This window comes from Nonomuraea sp. NPDC050536 (assembly GCF_044457685.1).
Classification (GTDB): Bacteria; Actinomycetota; Actinomycetes; order Streptosporangiales; family Streptosporangiaceae; genus Nonomuraea.
In genome coordinates this window covers 118,123-137,408 of the sequence record NZ_JBITHD010000015.1, presented here as the reverse complement: position 1 = coordinate 137,408, position 19,286 = coordinate 118,123, and the positions used below count along the sequence as shown (strand labels likewise).

18 protein-coding genes are annotated in these 19,286 nt (G+C 71.1%); 11 read left to right on the top strand and 7 right to left on the bottom strand.

Features of this window, described 5'->3' with window-relative positions; genetic code table 11:
• The first annotated feature begins 11 nt into the window (after positions 1-11).
• The 3 genes from ACIBHX_RS35180 (at position 12) to ACIBHX_RS35170 (ending at position 2,391) form a co-directional block, all read left to right on the top strand.
• Positions 12-695 carry a FadR/GntR family transcriptional regulator gene (locus ACIBHX_RS35180; protein ID WP_397071740.1) on the top strand — a complete coding sequence of 228 codons (684 nt, stop codon included), beginning with the start codon at positions 12-14 and terminating at the stop codon, positions 693-695.
• Between the two features lie 67 nt (positions 696-762).
• The gene (locus ACIBHX_RS35175; RefSeq protein ID WP_397071739.1) at positions 763-1,500 is read left to right on the top strand and encodes a type 1 glutamine amidotransferase domain-containing protein; all 738 of its coding nucleotides are present in this window, start codon (positions 763-765) and stop codon (positions 1,498-1,500) included.
• Positions 1,501-1,506: 6 nt separating this feature from the next.
• The gene (locus ACIBHX_RS35170) at positions 1,507-2,391 is read left to right on the top strand and encodes a LysR family transcriptional regulator (RefSeq protein ID WP_397071738.1); all 885 of its coding nucleotides are present in this window, start codon (positions 1,507-1,509) and stop codon (positions 2,389-2,391) included.
• On the opposite strand, the gene ACIBHX_RS35165 is transcribed toward ACIBHX_RS35170, so the two are convergent.
• Positions 2,353-3,792, bottom strand: a complete 1,440-nt coding sequence (locus ACIBHX_RS35165; RefSeq protein WP_397071737.1) for a sulfatase — start codon at positions 3,790-3,792, stop codon at positions 2,353-2,355. The two genes, ACIBHX_RS35170 and ACIBHX_RS35165, sit on opposite strands and share 39 nt — an antisense overlap.
• 83 nt (positions 3,793-3,875) lie before the next feature.
• On the opposite strand from ACIBHX_RS35165, the gene ACIBHX_RS35160 reads away from it, so the two are divergent.
• On the top strand, positions 3,876-4,877 hold the full coding sequence (locus ACIBHX_RS35160; RefSeq protein ID WP_397071736.1) for an LLM class F420-dependent oxidoreductase: 1,002 nt from the start codon (positions 3,876-3,878) through the stop codon (positions 4,875-4,877).
• Between the two features lie 13 nt (positions 4,878-4,890).
• Here the strand turns inward: ACIBHX_RS35160 and ACIBHX_RS35155 are convergent, their stop codons facing one another.
• Genes ACIBHX_RS35155 through ACIBHX_RS35145 form a run of 3 tightly spaced genes read right to left on the bottom strand, consistent with a single transcriptional unit; the run spans position 4,891 to position 8,285 of the window.
• Positions 4,891-5,700, bottom strand: coding sequence for a class I SAM-dependent methyltransferase (locus ACIBHX_RS35155; protein ID WP_397071735.1), 810 nt, complete (start codon positions 5,698-5,700; stop codon positions 4,891-4,893).
• 9 nt (positions 5,701-5,709) lie between these two features.
• Positions 5,710-7,617 carry an FtsX-like permease family protein gene (locus ACIBHX_RS35150; protein WP_397071734.1) on the bottom strand — a complete coding sequence of 636 codons (1,908 nt, stop codon included), beginning with the start codon at positions 7,615-7,617 and terminating at the stop codon, positions 5,710-5,712.
• Positions 7,614-8,285 (bottom strand): ABC transporter ATP-binding protein, encoded by a 672-nt coding sequence (locus ACIBHX_RS35145; RefSeq protein WP_397071733.1) that lies wholly within the window; start codon positions 8,283-8,285, stop codon positions 7,614-7,616. Before ACIBHX_RS35145 ends, ACIBHX_RS35150 begins: the two co-directional genes overlap by 4 nt.
• A gap of 90 nt (positions 8,286-8,375) precedes the next feature.
• Between ACIBHX_RS35145 and ACIBHX_RS35140 the strand changes: the two genes are divergently transcribed.
• Positions 8,376-9,023: a response regulator gene (locus ACIBHX_RS35140; protein WP_397071732.1), complete on the top strand. Its 648-nt coding sequence runs from the start codon at positions 8,376-8,378 to the stop codon at positions 9,021-9,023.
• Between the two features lie 67 nt (positions 9,024-9,090).
• Positions 9,091-9,822: a DUF4328 domain-containing protein gene (locus ACIBHX_RS35135; RefSeq protein ID WP_397071731.1), complete on the top strand. Its 732-nt coding sequence runs from the start codon at positions 9,091-9,093 to the stop codon at positions 9,820-9,822.
• A 22-nt stretch (positions 9,823-9,844) separates the two neighbouring features.
• Here the strand turns inward: ACIBHX_RS35135 and ACIBHX_RS35130 are convergent, their stop codons facing one another.
• The 3 genes from ACIBHX_RS35130 to ACIBHX_RS35120 all read right to left on the bottom strand — a co-directional run bounded on the left by ACIBHX_RS35130 (position 9,845) and on the right by ACIBHX_RS35120 (position 14,579).
• Entirely contained in the window at positions 9,845-13,486 is a 3,642-nt protein-coding gene (locus tag ACIBHX_RS35130; protein WP_397071870.1) for a DNA polymerase III subunit alpha, read from the bottom strand.
• A complete protein-coding gene (locus tag ACIBHX_RS35125) occupies positions 13,486-13,752 on the bottom strand; it encodes a DUF6504 family protein (protein WP_397071730.1) in 267 nt (88 codons plus the stop codon). Before ACIBHX_RS35125 ends, ACIBHX_RS35130 begins: the two co-directional genes overlap by 1 nt.
• Before the next feature lie 80 nt (positions 13,753-13,832).
• Positions 13,833-14,579, bottom strand: a complete 747-nt coding sequence (locus ACIBHX_RS35120; protein WP_397071729.1) for a GntR family transcriptional regulator — start codon at positions 14,577-14,579, stop codon at positions 13,833-13,835.
• Positions 14,580-14,813: 234 nt separating this feature from the next.
• On the opposite strand from ACIBHX_RS35120, the gene ACIBHX_RS35115 reads away from it, so the two are divergent.
• From ACIBHX_RS35115 to ACIBHX_RS35095, 5 genes are read left to right on the top strand one after another with little or no spacing between them, the layout of a single operon-like run.
• Positions 14,814-15,854 carry an ABC transporter substrate-binding protein gene (locus ACIBHX_RS35115; protein WP_397071728.1) on the top strand — a complete coding sequence of 347 codons (1,041 nt, stop codon included), beginning with the start codon at positions 14,814-14,816 and terminating at the stop codon, positions 15,852-15,854.
• Positions 15,851-16,651 (top strand): ABC transporter permease, encoded by an 801-nt coding sequence (locus ACIBHX_RS35110; protein WP_397071727.1) that lies wholly within the window; start codon positions 15,851-15,853, stop codon positions 16,649-16,651. The genes ACIBHX_RS35115 and ACIBHX_RS35110 overlap by 4 nt, the downstream gene beginning before the upstream one ends.
• Positions 16,639-17,502, top strand: a complete 864-nt coding sequence (locus ACIBHX_RS35105) for an ABC transporter permease (RefSeq protein ID WP_397071726.1) — start codon at positions 16,639-16,641, stop codon at positions 17,500-17,502. The genes ACIBHX_RS35110 and ACIBHX_RS35105 overlap by 13 nt, the downstream gene beginning before the upstream one ends.
• A 51-nt stretch (positions 17,503-17,553) precedes the next feature.
• The gene (locus tag ACIBHX_RS35100) at positions 17,554-18,627 is read left to right on the top strand and encodes an ABC transporter ATP-binding protein (protein ID WP_397071725.1); all 1,074 of its coding nucleotides are present in this window, start codon (positions 17,554-17,556) and stop codon (positions 18,625-18,627) included.
• Complete coding sequence (locus tag ACIBHX_RS35095; RefSeq protein ID WP_397071724.1) at positions 18,617-19,282, top strand: HAD family hydrolase; 666 nt, start codon at positions 18,617-18,619, stop codon at positions 19,280-19,282. The genes ACIBHX_RS35100 and ACIBHX_RS35095 overlap by 11 nt, the downstream gene beginning before the upstream one ends.
• The last annotated feature ends 4 nt before the right edge of the window (positions 19,283-19,286 follow it).

Below are 19,286 nucleotides of genomic sequence, written 5' to 3'. Positions count from 1 at the left end.
AGGGGGCGCCCATGGCCGAGCGGCGGACGCGGACGTTCGAGGGGGTGCTGGCGCAGATCGAGCGGCGCATCGTCGAGGACGGGCTGACCGTCGGCGACCGGCTGCCCGGCGAGCGGCAACTGGCCGAGCAGCTGCGGGTCGGCCGGTCGTCGGTGCGGGAGGCGCTGCGCGTGCTGGAGACGCTCGGCGTGGTCTCCTCGCAGGTCGGGCGCGGGCCCGACGCGGGCGCCATCCTGACGTCCAAGCCGGGCAGCGCGCTGACCGACCTGCTCCGGCTGCACCTCGGGCTGGCCGGGCTCGAGCCGCGCGAGGTGATCGACACCCGGCTGATGATCGAGCGGTGGGCCGCCACGCACGCCGCCGTCGCCCGGGCCGACACCCAGGCGCTGGCCGAGGCGGTCGCGGGCATGGACGTGGCCGGCTCCGCGGAGGACTTCGTCGAGCACGACACGGCCTTCCACTGCGCCATCGCCGACGCCTCGGGCAACCGGCTCATCGCCGCGATCATGCGGTCGCTGCGCGACACGATGCGGCACTACGCGGTCGAGGCCGTGGAGAGCCTCGGCGACACCGCGATCCTCCAGGCCGACCACCGGCGCATCCTGGAGGCCATCCGGGCCGGCTCGGCCGACGAGGCGGCTGCGGCGGTGACCGCGCACCTGGAGCACGCCTATCCGGCGCTCTGGGATCGATAAGCGGGGCTTCTCGATCGGCGCGGATCCCGCCATTGATGGTGCGCGCGGGGTCCGGAAGGGTCGCAGCATGACTGCGACCATTGACATTCGCGAGCCCAGGAAGATCCTCATGGTGGCCTCCAACCCGGCCGTCTCCGGACAGACGGGCTGGCCGATCGGGTTCTGGTGGGCCGAGCTGACGCATCCGTACTGGGAGTTCACCGAGCACGGCTACCAGGTGGACATCGCCAGCCCCGACGGTGGAGCGCTCCAGGCCGACTCGTGGAGCGACCCGCGCGACGAGTCAGGCTATTCGGCCGACGACCTGATCAGCCTGGGCTTCATCACCTCACCCCGGCACTCGGCGCTGGTGGACAAGACCCCGGCGCTGTCGGAGCTGGACCTGGACTCCTACGACGCCGTCTTCCTCGTCGGCGGACAGGCGCCGATGTACACCTTCCACGACGACACCCGGGTGCACGAGCTGGCCGCCCGCTTCCACGAGGCGGGGAAGATCACGGCGGTGGTGTGTCACGCCACCTGCATCCTGCTGAAGACACGGCTGGCTGACGGGGAGTTGCTGGTGGCGGGCAAGACGTGGACCGGGTTCGCCAACTCGGAGGAGGACTACGCCGACGAGTACGTGGGGCAGCGGATCCAGCCTTTCCGCATCGAGGATCAAGCCAGGGAGCTGGAGGGGACCAACTTCGTGGTGTCCGGGCGGTTCCGGCCGCACGCCGTACGGGACGGGCTGCTGATCACCGGGCAGCAGCAGTACTCGGGGGTCGCGGCCGCGCGACTGGTCATCCAGGCCCTGGGACAATAGGGGGCCATGGATGAGGAACGCGTCGATCTGGCCGCGATGGAGGCGTTCCTGACGCTGGCCGAGGAGCTCCACTTCGGCAGGACCGCGGAACGGCTGCTCGTCTCGCAGCCGCGGGTCAGCCAGCTCATCAGGTCGCTCGAGCAGCGCGTGGGCGGGCGGCTGTTCGAGCGGACCAGCCGCCGGGTCTCGCTGACCTCGCTGGGCGTGCGGCTCAGGGACCGGGCCCGGCCCGCCTACGCCGAACTGCGGGAGGCGGTGGCGGAGGCGCGCCGGTCGGCGCGCGGGCTGCGGATCGGGTTCCTGGGCGCCTTCAGCGACGCGCTCGGTCCGGCGCTGGCCGCGTTCCGCGGGCCCGTGGAGCTGGCCGAGATCCACTGGGCCGACCTGTTCGGGCCGCTGCGCCGCGGCGAGGTGGACGTGCAGGTCACGCTGTGGCCCGTCGAGCAGCCGGACCTGGCCGCGGTCGTGGTGCCGGGCGAGTCCGCCCGGGTGCTGGCGATCGCGCACGCGCACCCGCTGGCCCGGCGGGCGAGCGTGTCGCTGGAGGATCTGGCGGGCCTGCCGATCGTGCAGCCGCACACGGGCGTCCCCGCCGAGCTGCGGGCGAGCTTCTGGCCTCCGGCCACCACGCCGTCCGGCCGTCCCATCCCGCCGGGGCCGGTGAGCGCGAGCCACCACGAGATGCTCGCGCACGTGGCCGACGGCCGGTGCGGCTTCGTCACGTGCACCACGCTCGCCGAGCACTACGGCCACCCGCGCGTCACCTACGTCCCGCTCACCGGGATGCCGCCGGCCAGGGCCGCGCTGTGCTGGCTGCGCTCCGCGGAGAACGAGCGGATCAGGGAGTTCGCCCTACTGGCGGGTGTCGGCGACCAGGCAGTTCGCCCCTGAGCAGGTGTGCATCGCCTGCAGGCGGGCGTCCAGGTTCCGCAGCAGCGCCGGGTCCGCGGTGGCGGCGAGGTTGTGCAGCTCGTAGGGGTCCTTGGTCAGGTCGTAGAGCTGGGTCTCGCCGGTGTCGTACTTGACGTAGGTGTACTGCTCGGTGCGCAGCGCCTGATAGGGCGGGACCGGCGTCTGTTTGGCCGAGGAGATGCTGGTCGGGCGGGTGAACTCGATCAGCGCGTTGTGCCGCCAGGTCTTCGGGGCCTGCCCACGCAGCACCGGCAGCAGCGAGCGCCCCTCGGCGAACGTCGCCGGGGTGGCGCCGCCCAGCGCGGCGAACGTCGGTGCCAGGTCGACCGTGGCCGCCATGTCCTTGATCTCCGAGCCGGCCTTGATCCCCGGCCCCCGCACCACCAGCGGCACCCTGATGGCCTCCTCGAACGGGGTGGTCTTGCCCTGCCTGAGCCGGTGGGTGCCCAGGTGGAAGCCGTTGTCGGAGCTGAAGAAGATGTAGGTGTCGTCGAGCTTGCCCGCCGCCTGCAGGGTCCCGATGATCGAGCCGACCAGGTCGTCCACGCCGAGCATGGAGCGCAGCCTGGCGCGGTAGCGCTCGTCGACGCGCGCGATGCCCTGGGCGTGCAGCATGGGCAGGTTGCGCAGCCACTGCGGCTCGGCCGACACGTCCGCCTGGTTGAAGTCCGGCGTGCGCGGCGCCTGGGCGTCGGGGAAGGCGTTCATGTGGCGGACCGCCGGGTTGTTCGGGTTGTGCGGGGCGATCGGCGCCAGGTAGAGGAAGAACGGCTGCTTGGAGGTGGTGATGAAGTCGCGGGTCTTGCGGGCCAGCACGTCGGACAGGTAGTCGTCCTCCGACCAGCCGTAGTCGACCAGCTTGCCGTTCTCGTTGAGGCGGTAGCCGTACTCCTGGTAGAGGTTGCGGACCGGGACGTCCCACTCGTTCCATCCCGGCGGCACGTAGGTCTCGGGGGCGGTGGCGCCCGGGTAGTGGTTGAGGAACTTGCCCATCAGCGCGGTCCGGTAGCCGGCCTGGCTCATCCAGGTGCCGATTGTGGAACGTTCCAGATCAAGCGTGTGGAAACGGTCGAAACCGCCCTCAGGGGCGGTGTTGGTCCACACACCGTGACTGTGGACGTACTGGGAACGCAGGATCGACGAGCGCGACGGGCAGCACCAGGAGTTCGTCACGAAGAACCGGTCGAACGAGGCCCCCTGCCGTACCAGCTGCTGGGTGATGTTGGGGAAGTTCTCCAGCGTGCCGGTCTCCAGGTCGTCCGTGAGCACGAAGATGATGTTCGGCTTGGGAGCCCGCGCCTCTCCCTGGGCCGCCGCCGGTACGGCGGCCGTGATCATCAGTGGCAGCAGGCAGAGCAGACGCCGGAGACCCTTGAACACAGCTGTGACTTCCCCGAAAGACCTCTCATTGACACTCAACGTTACCTACGGCACTAATAGAACTTAATTCCGGAGGTGCCTTCATGAAGCTCGGTCTCAATCTCGGCTACTGGCAGCGCGACCCCGACGACGCCACCGAGACCGTCCTGGCCGCAGAACGGCTCGGCTACGACTCGGTCTGGACCGCCGAGGCCTACGGCAGCGACGTTTTCACCCCGCTGGCCTGGTACGGCGCGCGAACCACCCGCATCAAACTGGGCACCTCGATCGCCCAGCTGTCCGCCCGCCCGCCGGTCACCACCGCCATGACGGCGATGACCCTGGACGCGCTGAGCGGCGGCCGTCTGCTGCTCGGCGTCGGCGCCTCGGGCCCGCAGGTGGTGGAGGGCTGGTACGGCCAGCCGTTCGCCAAGCCGCTGGCCAGGACGCGCGAGTACGTGGAGATCATGCGGCAGGTGTGGCGACGCGAGGCGCCGGTCACCGCCGACGGGCCGCACTACCCGCTGCCGCTGCCCGGCGGGCTGGGCAAGCCGCTCAAGCTCATCACCCACCCGCCGCGCCCCGACATCCCCGTCTACCTCGGCGCGGAGGGCCCCAGGAACGTCGCGCTCGCCACCGAGATCGCCCAGGGCTGGTTACCGCTGTTCGCCTTCCCCGGCAAGATCACGGAGATGTACGGCGAGGCGTTGAGCGGCCGCGACGCGGACTTCGACATCGCGGCCATGGTCATGGTCGTCATCTCCAACGACATCAGGGCCGCGCTGGACGGCGTCAAGATGATGCTGACGCTCTACATCGGCGGGATGGGCGCCAAGCAGCGCAACTTCCACGCCGACATCATCGGGCGGATGGGCTACGCCGAGGCGGCCGCCCACATCCAGTCGCTCTACCTGGCCGGGCGCAGGCAGGAGGCCTTCGCCGCCATCCCCGACGAGCTCGCCGACGGCATCTCCCTGGTCGGGCCGCCGGCCCGCATCAAGGAACGCCTGCAGGCCTGGCACGACTCCCCCGTCTCGACCCTGCTGGTGATGGGCCCCCGCGACGAGGACTCCCTGCGCACCATCCGCGACCTCGTGCTGGCCTAGCCGGTCGCGCTGCTCAGAACTCCAGCTGGTAGCAGACCGACATCTTCCGCAGGACGGGCAGGTGACCGCCGATCCACATCAGCAGCCGGTAGCCGGGGGTGAGCAGTTCCCGGCCGTCGAGCTCGAACGCGCCCACCGCGGACACGCACCGCAGCCTGGGCGCGATCGACTCGAGCTCGGCCGGGCCGTCCACGCCCCAGTGCAGGGTCGCGCCCGCCACCCTGACGACCTTGTTGATCCGCTGCGTCTTGATCGCCCTCCTGCTGAAGGCGTCGAAGACCAGCTGCCCGCTCGGGAAGCGCTCGACGATCCGGCGGAACAGGTCCCTGCCCGCCGCCTCCTCCAGGTACATGGTCAGTCCCTCGGCCACCACGAGAACCGGCAGATCGTCGGGGACCCGCGCCAGCCAGGCGGGATCGGTCACCGACGCGGCGACGGTCTCGTACCCGTCGCGCGGCGGGTAGAGCCGCCGCCTGAGCGCGATCACGTCCGGATAGTCGACGTCGTACCACCGCACGCCTGGCCCCGGGTCGACCCGGTAGACCCGGGCGTCGAGCCCGCACCCCAGGTGCAGCACGGTCGCCGCCGGATGGCCGGACCGGAACCGCCCGGTCCAGCCGTCCAGGTGGCGCCCGCGCAGCGCGACCGTCACCTCGCTGCCGCGCTGCATGCCGGTCTCGGCGGGATCGAAGTCGATCTGCTCGACGGCCCGCACCGCCATCGTGTCGTTCAGCACCGGCCGCGCCGACCGGGCGTCCACGGCCCGGGCGTACAGGGTGGCCAGCATCGTGGCCTGCTCCCCGGCCAGCCGTATCTTGACCATGTCCCCAGGCTAGTCAGGGCGGGGGGCGGGGTCGCTGGTGACGGCGCGCAGCAGGGGCTTGCTGAGGGCGCCGGCGCCGATGACGCCGGCGAAGCCGACGACCACGCAGGTGACGAGCGTGATGACGCCGCTGACGCTCATCCCGCCGATCATGAAGGGCACCGCGCAGAAGAGACCGACCAGGATCGCGCCGCCGCCCATGACGGTCAGCGGGATCAGCGTCTCGGCGCGCCTGGCCCTGTCCAGGATCTCCAGCGGCGTCCCTGCCAGGCGCAGCAGCCCGTAGGTCTGCCGCCGGTCCAGGACGGAGGAGGCCGCGGTGATCCCGGCGCTGGCGATCGCCACCAGGAACGACACCGACAGCACGATCACCGTGCCGGCCCCGATGTCGGAGAAGACCTGCACGCCGACCCGGTCGATGTCGGCCGGGGTGGTGGGCGTGTGCCCGGGTGACAGGTCGGCCATCGCGGTCCGCGCCTTGTCGAGCGTGGCGGGATCGACGCCGGTGCCGAGCGCGGCCACGACGGTCTTCTTCTGCGCCGCGACGGTGGCCGTGACGCCGGCCTGCTGCAGCCGCTGCCGTGCCTGCTCGACGGCGGAGGCGGGCGCCGTCACGCTCAGCCGGCTGTCGACGGTGTTGCCGGTCAGCGCCCCGGGATTCAGCAGGCCGAGGAACCCCGCGACGAAGCCGGTCATGGCCACGCCGCTGACCGTGCGCCAGGCCGAGCGCGGATCGTCGATGAGCCGCCGCCCCGCCAGCAGCCGCGCGGGACGGCGGGCGCCCTTGGCGGTGATGCGCCCGATGATGCCCACCACCCACGGGCCGGCCAGGTTGATGCACAGGAACGCCAGCCCGATCGCCACCGCCACGACCGCGACGCCGGCCTGCTGGGTCACCAGCGGGAACGCGGCCAGTACGGCCAGCAGCACGACCACCCTGATCACCTTCATGCCGGGCGGCGTCTCGCGCTTGGCCACCCCGAGCGGGCTGACCACCACGCGCCGCAGCCCGACCACGGCCGACACGCCCACCAGCAGCGGCACGGCCACCAGCACGCCCAGCATGACCAGCGGGTTGGGCCACAGGTCGCCGGCGAACCAGGGGCCGCCCTGCATCGGGATGCGGCTGAGCAGCGGCGTCGCCACGCCGTAGGCGACGGTGCCGAGCACGCTGCCGGCGAAGGCGACGATCATCGCCTCGGTCACGGTCATGCCGACCACCTGGCCGGGCGTCGCGCCCACCAGCCGCAGCGCGGCCAGCCGCTGGTCGCGCCTGGCCACCGTGAGCCTGGCCGCCGCACCGCCGAAGACCAGCAGCGGCACCACCATGAGCACGCTGGCGATGAGCGCCAGGACGCGGTAGACCTGCGCCTCGTCGGAGAACCTGCCGTCGAAGTTCGCGATCTTCGCGACAGGCGCGGGCGCGGCGTCGACGGAGCGCTTGGCGGTCATGGCCGCGTCGTCGGGGCTGTGGCCCACCACGGCCACCAGCTCGCCCGGGTACACCAGCGCGTCGTCGCCGAGCACGCCCTTGACGCCCTTGTAGCGATTCGCCAGCTGGTCGGCGGGCAGCTCGCGGGCCAGCTGGGCGAGCGCGGGCGACAGCCACACCTCGCCCGGCTGGGGGAAGCGGTCCATGCCGGGCGGCGGTCGCACGCCTGAGCGCAGCGCGGCCAGGTCGATCACCGTGATCGGCTTGTCGCGCACGTAGTCGTAGCGGGATGCCTCGACGGCCACCGGGTTGGCGGCGGCCACCGGGTTGCGCCAGGCGCCGCGCTCTCCCCTGGCGGCGAAGGCGAAGTTGGCCGCCACCGCGAACAGCAGCAGCGCGGTGGAGATCGCCACCGCGCCGAGCGTCAGCCAGGTCCCGAGCATGCCGCCGCCCTTGAGCAGCCGCCAGGTCAGGTTCAGGTTCATGCCGCGACCACCAGCAGCCTGCCGTCGCGGACCTCCACCGTGCGGTCGCACCAGCCGGCCACGTTCGGGTCGTGGGTGACCACGATCAGGGAGGCGCCGTTGTGCTTGGTGGCCTCCACCAGCAGCCGCATCGTCTCGTGGCCCGTGTTCTGGTCGAGCGCGCCGGTGGGCTCGTCGGCGAACACCACGGCCGGCTTGGTGACCAGCGCCCTGGCGATGGCCACGCGCTGCGCCTGCCCGCCCGACAGCTCGCCGGGGCGCCGGGTCTCCATGCCGTGCAGGCCCAGGGGTCCGAACCACTCCCTGGCCTGCTGGACGGCCTGGGCCCTGGGCACGTCGCCGAGCATGAGCGGGAGTGCCACGTTCTCCTCGGCGGGCAGCTCGGGCAGTAGCTGCCCGAACTGGAAGACGAAGCCGAACCGGGTGCGGCGCAGCGCGCTGCGCTGGCGCTCGCGCATCGCGTCGATGCGCTGGCCGAGCAGGTGCACCTCGCCCGAGTCCGGCTTCATGATGCCCGCCAGGCAGTGCAGCAGGGTCGACTTGCCCGAACCGCTCGGGCCCATGATCGCCACGGCCTCGCCCGCCCGCACCGCGATGTCCACCCCGCCCAGGGCGACCGTCTGGCCGAAGCGCTTGGCCAGGGCCCGTCCCACAAGTACGTCACTCATGGCGTCCAGCCTGCTGATTTCGCCCTGGCCTGCGGATCGGCCAGGTGTCCAGGGCTCATCGGCCGAACGGCCGATCTTAGAGTTGGGTGCGTGACTATTCGTGTGCTGATCGCCGACGACCAGGAGCTGGTGCGGACCGGCTTCAAAATGATCCTGGACGCCCAGCCGGACATTGAGGTGGTCGCGGCCGTGGCCGACGGCGCCGATGCGGTGTCCGAGGCCAGGCGGCTACGACCCGACGTGTGCCTGCTCGACATCCGGATGCCCAAGCTGGACGGGCTGGAGGTGACCAGGGCGCTGGCAGGTCCCGGGGTGGAGAACCCGATGCGGGTGGTCATCGTGACCACGTTCGACCTGGACGAGTACGTCTACGGCGCGCTGCGCTCCGGGGCCACCGGGTTCCTGCTCAAGGACAGCGGGCCCACGCTGCTGATCGAGGCGGTCAGGGCGGCGGCCGTCGGTGACGCGCTGGTCTCGCCCTCGGTCACCGTACGGCTGCTCAAGCACCTGGCCCAGCCCAAGCCCAGCCTGCCGCCGCTGAACGACCCGCTGACCGAGCGCGAGCTGGACGTGGTGCGGCTGATCGCGCGCGGCCGGACCAACCAGGAGGCGGCGGGCGAGCTGTTCGTGTCGCTGTCGACGATCAAGACGCATCTGGGCAGCATCCAGGCGAAACTCGGTGTCCGGAATCGGGTGGGTATAGCGGCCTGGGCCTGGGAATCCGGCGTGGTGAGCTGATTAACAACGGTGTCTGCTGGATAGAAGTGAATCAAGACCTCAGCGCATGGCCCGGGGGGAGAAAGACGTGCGCTTTGCCCAGACACCACCCACGAAGGCCGCCTCCGCCGTCTACCTCACGCTGTCCGCGCAGGTCCTCTCCCTCGGGGCTCTCGTGATCTTCGAGTACGTCCGGGGGGGCCGCCTGGCCCACCAGCTCGCCGCCTACGGCGGCCGCCCGCACGGCGCCGACGCGCAGGCCGTGGTGGGCGCGGTCACCGTCTTCGCGGTGCTGATGATGCTGCTGGTGGGCACCACGATCGCCACCGCCTGCGCCTACCTCACCTGGCTCGCCCGCGCCCGCCAGGCCAACACGCGCTCGGCGCCGGCCGGTCCCGTGGTGGCGGCGTGGCTGGTCCCCGGCGTCAACCTGGTCGCGCCCGTGGCGCTCGTGGACGAGGTCTGGCGCGGCGCCCGGCCGCCCTTCGACCGCCGCAACCGCTGGCTGGCCCTGCTGGGCGCGTGGTGGCTGGCCTGGCTGGGCATGCTCGCGCTGTTCCTGGTCAAGCTGCCGCTGGAGACGGACAAGCTCACCCTCACCGGGGTGGGGCCGCTGGAGTTCGCCGTCGCCGCGCTGGCCGCAGGGCTCTGCGCGACGACCGTGCGCGAGATCACCCGCATCCAGCAGTCCTCGCTGGGCGTCCTGCTCCCCCGTACGGCAGGCCGCCCCACCGCCACCCGCCGCACGTGGCGCAGGTCTGTCCAGGGAAACGCCACTGAGCCGGGTGCGGGGCTGGGCTCCGTGACGACTCCGCTGTAGCCCGCCGTACCAGGGACGAACGCTAGGCCGCCGTGGGCCCCGAGCTGCCCTGGCTGGCGTGCCAGAGCTGCCGTGACGGGCTGACGATCGCGGGACCCAGGTCCGCGTAGGGCGAGAGCCGGAACCCGTTGGCGTACTCGATGCGGCGCCCGGTCACGCTGTCGCCCTCCTCGGCCGGCCGGGCGAGCAGCGCGCGGACGGCCTCGATGCCCTGGGAGCGCCACAGGGCGTCCAGCTCGGCGAGGTTCCAGCAGTCGACGGCCCGCATGGAGACCGCCCGGGTGCCGGTGCGCCTGACCACCCCCTTGGCCACCATGAGCCACGAGCCGAACACCGTGGCCGCGCACCTGCCCTGGACCGACTCGAAGAACGTCAGGTCGACGGGCCCCGTGGAGTCGTCCAGCGTGGTGAAGATGACGCGCTGCCCCGAGCGCACGGCCGGCGTCTGCGTGGCCACCTTGACCCCCGCCACCAGCACCTCGGCGCCGTTGCGCTGGGCCAGCAGGTCCTTGGAGCGCACGACCCCGATCGCGTCGAGCAGCTCGTCGTGGAAGCTGATCACGTGCCTGCTGACGTCGATGCCGAGGATCTCCAGCTCGGCCTCGACCATCTCGCTCTCGGTCATCTCGGGCAGCTCGCCCGGGCTGATGTGCTCGGTGAAGCCCAGCGGCAGCTGCACTGCCGGCGCCGCGACCTCCACGGGCGCGCGCTCGTGGTAGCGCTTGGACCGGCGCGGCCCCGCGGTGACCCCGCTGCCCGAGGCCCGCTCAAGCACCCCCACCTGCGCGATCAGGTCGCGCCTTGTCAGCTCGCCGGGGCGCCAGCGCGCGCCGCCGTCGCCCGGCCGCAGGTCGTGCAGGGCGTCCAGGCCGCCCACCTGGACGATGCGCTCGACCACGGGCCGCGAGGGCCTGGCCCGGTCCCAGAAGTCGGCCAGCGAGGTGTACGGCTGGCCGGCCACCATCCGGTCCACCTCGGCCTCGCTGACCCCCTTGATCGCCGAGAACGGGACGCGCAGCGCGTACCCCTTGCCGATGTCGCCGATCTTCAGCGGCCGCAGCCTGACCTTGACCCGCGGGCCGAGCCGCTCGACCCGCCAGTCCCTGCCCGACTTGTTGATGTCCAGCGGCAGGATCCGCACCCCGCACTGCCGGGCCTCGTCGATGATCACCCGCTGCGGGTACATGCCGGGCTCGTGCGTGAGCACCCCGGCGAAGAACGCGGCCGCGTGGTGCCGCTTGAGCCAGGCCGACTGGTAGGTGGGCAGCGCGAAGGCCGCCGCGTGCGCCTTGCAGAAGCCGAACGCGCCGAACGCGTCCAGCACCTTCCACGCCTTTTCCACCTCGGCGTCGCCGAACCCGTTGGACCTGGCCAGCGGCACGAAGTGCTTGCGCACCTTCTCCCTGCCCTCCGGGGTGGCCAGCGTCCTGCGGAACTTCTCGGCGTAGGACAGATTCCGCCCGGTCATCACCGAGATGATCTTCAGCACCTGCTCGTGGAAGACGACCACGCCGTGCGTCTCCTTCAGCGCCTCCCGCAGCCTCTCGTGCGGGTAGTACGGCTGCCGCCACCCGTGCCTGGCCTGCAGGTACGGCGTGACCATGTCGGAGTTCACCGGACCGGGGCGGAACAGCGAGATGTCCACGATCAGGTCGTGCATCGTGCGCGGCTCCAGCTTGGCCACCAGCTCGCGCTGCCCTGGCGACTCGATCTGGAAGCAGCCCAGGGTACGGCTGGCGCAGATCATGTCGTAGGTGGTCTGGTCGTCGCGGTTGATGGAATCCAGCGCGATGTCCTGGTCGTCCACTCGCTTGATCTCGCTCAGCGTGTAGGCCATGGCCGACTGCATGCGCACGCCCAGCACGTCCAGCTTGAGCAGCCCGGCCTCCTCCACGTCGTCCTTGTCGAACTGCGACATCGGGAAGTCGAGCAGGCTGCGCTCCACCGGCGTCCTGTCGTACAGCTGCGAGTTGCCGATCAGCACCCCGCACGGGTGCAGCGCGATGTGCCTGGGCAGCCCGTCGAGCTTCTCGGCCAGCCTGAAGACGCGGTCGAGCCCGGCCTCGCCGAGCCTGCTGTCGCGCAGCTCCGGCAGGTCGCTCAGCGAGGCGGAGATCTGCTTGGCCCTGATGTGCGGGAACGCCTTGGCGATCGCGTCGATCTCGTGCGGTGGCAGGCCCATGGCGCCCGCCACGTCGCGGATCGCGCTGCGCGCCCGGTAGGTCTCCATCATCGACACGCAGGCCACCCGCTCCTCGCCGTACATGTCGAAGATCGCCTTGTAGCAGTCGAGGCGGCGGGCGGACTCCACGTCCATGTCGATGTCGGGCAGCCCGATCCGGCCGTCGGACAGGAAGCGCTCCATGAGCAGGCCGTGCTCGAGCGGGTTCACCTCACCGATGCCGATCAGGTAGTTGACCAGGCTGCCCGCGCCCGAACCGCGGATGGCGCAGCGGATGCCCAGCTCACGGATCTTGTCGGTGATGCCGGCCACGGAGATGAAGTAGCCGGACAGGCGCTTCCGCTCGATGATGTCCAGCTCCCTGTCGAGCCTCTCGCGGGCGTCGCGGTCACCCACCAGGCCGCGCGTGTGCAGGCCGTCCTCCACCCGGTGCCGCAGCAGCGGTACCGGGTCCCTGCCCGTCTCGGGCAGGAGCAGCCGCGCCGGGTCGTCGGCCGTCAGCGCCAGCAGCTCCATCGGGTCGGCCGCGCACGCCTCGGCCAGCGCGCGGGTGGTGCGCAGGAGCGTGGCGATCCGCTGGGTGTCGGCGCCGCAGATCTTGCGCGCCACCTGCCACATGTCCTTGCCGCTCTTGAGGTAGGCGTGCGAGGTGGGCCGGTCCAGGTGCCGCGGGTGCAGCGGTACGAGCTGCCGCGCCGCGTCCAGCACGTCGCCCACCTGGTGGTCGGCGGGGTCGAGGTACCTGACCGCGTTGGTGAGCACGGCCGGCAGCCCGGCTTCCTCGGCCAGGGCCAGCATCCGGACCGCCGTGCTCGCGTCGCGGTAGCCGTACTGGTCGACCAGTTCGACCACGACGGCGGGGGCCAGGGAGCGCCACCGGGCCAGCAGGGCCCTGGCGTGCTCGTCGCGGCGCGCGGCCACCGCCCGCCCCACGTCCGACCTGGGTCCCAGCAGCACCACCAGCCCGTCGTCAGGCCCGAACGGCTCCCGCTCTCGGCGCGTACGGGAGCCGTTCGCTTTTGGGTTTGGACCGTTCCTGCCTGCGGTGCCTTCCGGGGAGGTGCCGGTGTGGGGCCCGGCACCTCCCCGGAAGGCACCGGCCCAGGTGGCGACCAGGTCGGGGGTGAGGCGGGGGTCGCCGCGGTCGCCGGTGTAGTGGGCGGCGGTGACCAGGCGGGCCAGACTGGGCCACGCCTTGGTGCGGGCGAGGATCGTGACCCGGTCGTCGGCGTCGGGGCCCGTCCGCGGGCGGCTGGAGGGCGATTCATGAACCATCGCGAGGTTGACGCCGTAGACGGGGGCGATGTGGGCCTCGCGGCAGGCCTGGGCGAACTTGATCGCGCCGTAGAGGCCGTCGCGGTCGGTGAGGGCCAGGATGTCCATGCCCTCGTCGGCCGCCCTGGCCACCAGCGCGTGCGGGAAGGCGGTGCCGTACCGCATCGAGTAGGCGGAGGACACGTTCAGGTGCGGGAACGGCGCCATCAGTCCCACGCCCGCAGCAGCAGCCAGCCTCCGCTGGCGGTGTCGAAACGCAGCTCGTAGGAGCCCACCTCGCGGCCGGGTGAGGCCTCCACCCGCCAGAACTGGCGCTCGCCCGGATCGCCCTCGCCGGTCTTCCACCACTCGCGGGCCACCACCCAGTGGTCGAGGATGCGGCGCACGAGGAAGAGCCGGTCACGCCAGACGAACTGGGTCGGCTGGCCGTCCCGGGTCCACACCTCTATCGGATCGCCATAGAGTCTGCTCAAGGCCTCTTCTCCCCGCGGCTCTGGATCTGTCGCTGAGCCACCCGGGGGAAGACGGGCTGCTATATCTCGAACATATGTTCTTACGCCCCGAAGTGCAAGTCGCCGGCCTCCCTCGTGAGCGGATTCGCGCCGATCGAGTTGCGGATGCTGAAGGCCACGCTCCCCGCCCTGTAGCGGTCCTCGGACCACTCCACCGGTTTGCCCTCGTGGGTGGTGGTGGTCCTGCGCTGGCGCAGCAGCGGGCTGCCCCGCCGTACTCCCAGCAGCCGCGCGTCCTGCGCGCCCGCCGACACCGCGTCGATGAGGTGCTCGCCATAGGCGCAGACCAGGCCGACCGAGGCGTAGAGGGCGGCCGAGACCGACTCGCAATCGGCCGGCAGCGCCTCCACGGCCGGGGCGATCCAGCTCGCGTAGACGGTGCGCTCGACGAGGACCGGTTCGTCCTCGAGTGTGCGCAGCCTGAGCACCTCCAGGATCTGGGCGGACCCGAGGCGGGCCGCCTCGGCCGGGCTGGCCGCCCGGCGGCGCTGGGTGATCACCTGGCCGCCGTAGCGGTAGCCGTTGGCGCGCGCCCACTGCGCGAAGCTGTGCAGCTCGGCGAAGCTCTGGCTGCGTGACCTGCCCAGCACGATGCGCCGCGCGCCCTGCCTGGACCCGACCAGGCCTTCCGCGACCAGGACGGCCACGGCCTGCCGTACGGTGCCCCTGGCCGCGTCGTAGCGCGCGGCGAGCTCTGCCTCACTCGGTAACTGCGAGCCGACGGGATGGACGCCGGCGTGTATGTCGTCGCGCAGCTCAGCGGCAATCCGTTCATAGCGCGCAACCATCCGCGACCCTCCATGTTCATGAAATAGCAATGTTTATGCGACTAACTAGGCCTGGCTTGTTTGTACAAGTTCCCCTAGGTTCTTTCCACACCCCCGGAGAGTGGAGGCGACGTGCTCACATCTCGCGCCCGCAGTGTCACATGTTGGGCAGGCGTTTTCGCAGCACTAACCGTAGTCACCGCCGCGTGCGGCGCCGCCCCCGGCGCAGAGCAGGGCAAAGCATCAGAAGGCGGGGTGAACGCGCGCACCGCCACCTCGGCCGCCGACTTCGGCGGGCTGGACAAGCTCGTCGAGGCAGCCAAGAAGGAGGGCAAGCTGCACGTGATCGCCCTTCCGCCGGACTGGGCGAACTACGGTGAGATCATCAAGGGCTTCCAGGCGAAGTACGGCATCACCATCGAGAGTGAGACGCCGGACGCGGCCAGCGCCGACGAGATCAACGCGGTGAAGACCCGCAAGGGCCAGGACCGCGCGCCCGACGTGCTCGACCTCGGCCAGTCGTTCGCGCTCAGCGGCGCCAAGGAGGGCCTGTTCGCCCCCTACAAGGTGCAGACGTTCGACAAGATCCCCGAGGGCCAGAAGGAGTCGACCGGGCTCTGGGCCAACGACTACGGCGGCTACGTCTCGATCGGCTGCGACGCCAAGAAGATCGCCACCTGCCCGACCACCTTCGCCGACCTGCTCAAGCCCGAGTACAAGGGCAAGGTCGCGATGAACGGCAACCCCACCAAGTCCGGTTCGGCCTTCGCCGGCGTCTACGCCGCTTCGCTGGCCAGCAAGGGCTCCTTCGACGACATCCAGCCCGGCATCGACTTCTTCAAGAAGCTCAAGCAGGCCGGCAACTACAACCCGGTGGAGACCACCCCGGCCACCATCGAAAAGGGCGAGACCCAGATCAGCATCGACTGGGACTACAACAACGCCGCCTACGCCCCGGAGATGACGCCCAAGGGCATCGACTGGAAGGTCAACGTCCCGACGGACGGCCAGTACTTCCAGATGTACGCCCAGGCCATCAACAAGGACGCCCCGCACCCGGCGGCGGCCAGGCTGTGGCAGGAGTACCTGTACAGCGCCGAGGGCCAGAACCTGTACCTGAAGGGCTTCGCCCGGCCGGTCCTGCTGCCCTCGATGACCACCGACGGCTCGGTCGACAAGGCCGCGGCGGACGCGCTGCCCAAGGTGGAGGGCTCGCCCACGTTCCCCACCCCCGAGCAGGTCGACGCCGCCAAGGCCAAGCTGGCCAGCGGCTGGGACGCGGCCATCTCGGGATGAGACGCTCCTTCGGGGCGTGGCCCCTGCTGATCTTCTTCGCCGTGGTCTTCGGGATCCCCGCCATCGCCCTGGTGGCGGGGGCCTTCACCACGCAGGGCAGGCCTAGCCTGGGCAACCTGAGCCAGAGCCTGCAGGGCGGGTACCTGAACGCCATGCTCGGCAGCGTCAAGCTGTCGGGCGTGGTGGCGGTTCTCGGCGCGATCCTGGGCACGTTCCTGGCGCAGGCGGTGGTGACCTCCCGCCTGCGCGAGGCCGTGCTCACCGCCTCGGGGGTGCTGGCCAACTTCGGCGGCGTGCCGCTGGCCTTCTTCTGGATCGCCACGCTGGGCAACTCCGGCGTGATCAGCGGGCTGATCGGGCTGCCGTCCGGGTCGCTGTACACCTTCTGGGGCCTGGTCATCGTCTACATGTACTTCTCGATTCCGTTGATGGTGCTGGTGATGGCGCCCGCGCTCGACGGGCTTCGGCCGCAATGGCGGGAGGCGGCTGCCAACAACGGGGCCTCCTCCTGGCAGTACTGGCGCTACGTCGGCATCCCGGTGCTCACCCCGGCCATGCTGGGCGGGGTGGTGCTGCTGTTCGGCAGCGCGTTCTCGGCGTTCGCCACGGCCAACGCGATGGTCGGCACCGTGGTCCCGCTGGTCACCCTGAAGATCGCCAGCGCGCTCACGGGCGACGTGCTGATCGGCTACGAGAACATCGCGCTGGCGCTCAGCCTGGACATGGTGGTGGTCGCCGGGCTCGTCATGGCGATCTACCTGCCGCTGCAGAGGAGGAGCACCCGATGGCTGCGCTGACCGGCCTGGAGCCGGTGGCCGCCACGGCCTCCGCGCGCCCGCCGCGCAGGGTGTGGCGCTGGGTCGTCTTCCTGCTGGCCGCCGCCTACTTCCTGATCCCGCTGGGCGCGGCGCTCTGGTACACGATCTACACCCCGACCGAGGGCGTCTCGTTCTCCGCCTACGGCCAGCTGCTGACCGCCGACGGCTTCGTGCAGAGCCTGCTGCTGTCGCTGTCGCTGGCCGCCGCCACGATCGTGCTGGTCCTGCTCCTCACGCTGCCCGCGATGCTGGCCGTACGGCTGGCCGCGCCTCGGCTGAGGCCCGTCATGGACGTGCTGTGCACGCTGCCCCTGGTGGTGCCGCCGATCACGTTCGTGGTGGGGCTCACCACGACGTTGAAGACCGGGGGCGACATCCTGGCGCCGACGCCGTTCTGGGCCACGCTGAACGCAATCCAGGACCCCGGCTTCCCCCTCGTGCTCGTGCTGGCGTACGTGGTCCTGGTGCTGCCGTTCGTCTACCGGTCGCTGGATGCCGGGCTGCGCACGATGGACGTGCGGACGCTGGTCGAGGCCGCGCGCAACCTGGGCGCGTCCTGGCCGTACGTGGTCTTCAGGGTGATCGTGCCGAACCTGCGCTCGGCGCTGGCCAGCGCCTCGTTCCTGGCGCTCGCGCTGGTGCTCGGCGAGTACACCGTGGCCAGCCTGCTGGGGTACCAGCCGTTCGCGGTATGGATCGTCACGATCTCCGGATCCAAGGGGCAGCTGTCGGTCGCGGTGTCGATCCTCAGCCTGGTGCTCATCTGGTTGCTGCTGCTGGCGGTCTCCTCCGCCTTCGGGAAGGAAAAAAATCATGACCGAACGAAGTGAGGGCATCAGTGAACACTGCGTCCTGGTCATGAGACCGACGAAGGAGGGCTCGTGACCGCGCAGGTGGAGTTTCGCGGGCTGCGGCGGGAGTTCGGCAAGACCGTCGCGCTTGACGGGCTGGATCTGACCATCTCGCCTGGGGAGTTCGTCGCGCTGCTCGGGCCGTCCGGGTGCGGGAAGACGACGGCGCTGCGGTGCGTGGCCGGGTTCGAACAACCGGATTCCGGGGCGGTGATGATCGATGGCAAGGACATCACGAACGTGCCCGCCAACAAGCGGGACGCGGGCATGGTGTTCCAGTCGTACTCGCTGTTCCCCAACCTGAACGCGCGCGACAACGTGTCCTTCGGGCTGCGGGTGCGCAAGGTGCCCGCCGCCACGCGCGCGAAGCGGGCGGCCGAGCTGCTCGAGCTGGTGGGACTGCCCGGGCACGCCGACCGCTTCCCGCACGAGATGTCCGGCGGGCAGCAGCAGCGGGTCGCGCTGGCCAGGGCGCTCGCCCTGGAGCCGCGGGTGCTGCTGCTCGACGAGCCGCTGTCGGCGCTGGACGCCAAGGTGCGCGTGACGCTGCGCGAGGAGATCAGGCGCATCCAGCTCGACCTGGGCATCACCACCATCTTCGTCACCCACGACCAGGAGGAGGCGCTGTCGATCGCCGACCGGGTCGCGGTGCTGCGCGACGGGCGGCTCGAGCAGTGCGGCCCGCCCGCCGAGGTCTACGACCGGCCCGCCACGCCGTTCGTGGCCGAGTTCGTCGGCACCATGAACCACCTGGCCGGGCAGGTCTCCGGCGACCAGGTCACGGTGCTCGGGCAGCTGCTGCCGATCGACGGCTCGCACGCGGGCGACCCGTCCGTGGACGTCCTGATCCGTCCGGAAGCCGTGCAGGTCTCCCCTGACCCCGACGGGCGCGCCGAGATCATCGCCGCGTCCTTCCGCGGGGCTTCCGTCCGGCTCCGGGTGTCGCTGGAAGGGGGCGAGGTGCTCGCCGACGTCCCCGGTCACGAGGCCGTACGGCTGGCGCCGGGCACCCGCGTGGCCGTGCGCCTGGTGGAGCGGCCTGTCCTGGTCGCCGCCCGGACGGTGACGGCGCCCGCCGCGTCGAAAGTCGCCGATGCGGTCTGACGTTCCGCAGGCCGTACTCTTCGACATGGACGGCACCCTGGTCGACACGGAAGGCCTGTGGTGGTCCGCCACGGCCTCCGTCGCCGGCTCCCTCGGCGTCCGCCTCACCCCCGACGACACCCCCCACGTCCTCGGCCGCACGGTCGAGGACACCGCCGCCCACCTCCTCTCCATGCGGCACGCCGATCCGGTTTTCCCGGCGCCGGGTCGGCGGGACGAGGTACGGCGAAAGTCGGCACCGCACTACGGCGACCAGCCGACGGTCGTGCGCCTCCTGACCGAGGCTTTCGCCGACCGAATCCGGCAGGGAGTGAGGGTCATGCCGGGAGCCAGGCAACTCCTGGATGAGCTCACCGAGGTAGGCATCCCCACCGCCCTGGTCAGCGCCTCCCCGCGGAGCATCGTGGACCTGATCGTCCCCCGGCTGAACCACGACTTCCGCCTGGTCGTGGCCGCCGAGGACACCGCGTGCGGCAAGCCGTACCCCGACCCCTATCTGGAGGCGGCGCGCAAGCTGGGCGTGGACCCCAGGCTGTGCATCGCGATCGAGGACAGCCCCACGGGGGTAGCCGCGGCGACGGCGGCGGGCTGCCGCGTGGTCGTGGTCGACCCCGTCGCCGGCCTGCCCGCGCTGAGGGCGATGTCGGTAAGCTAGCCCG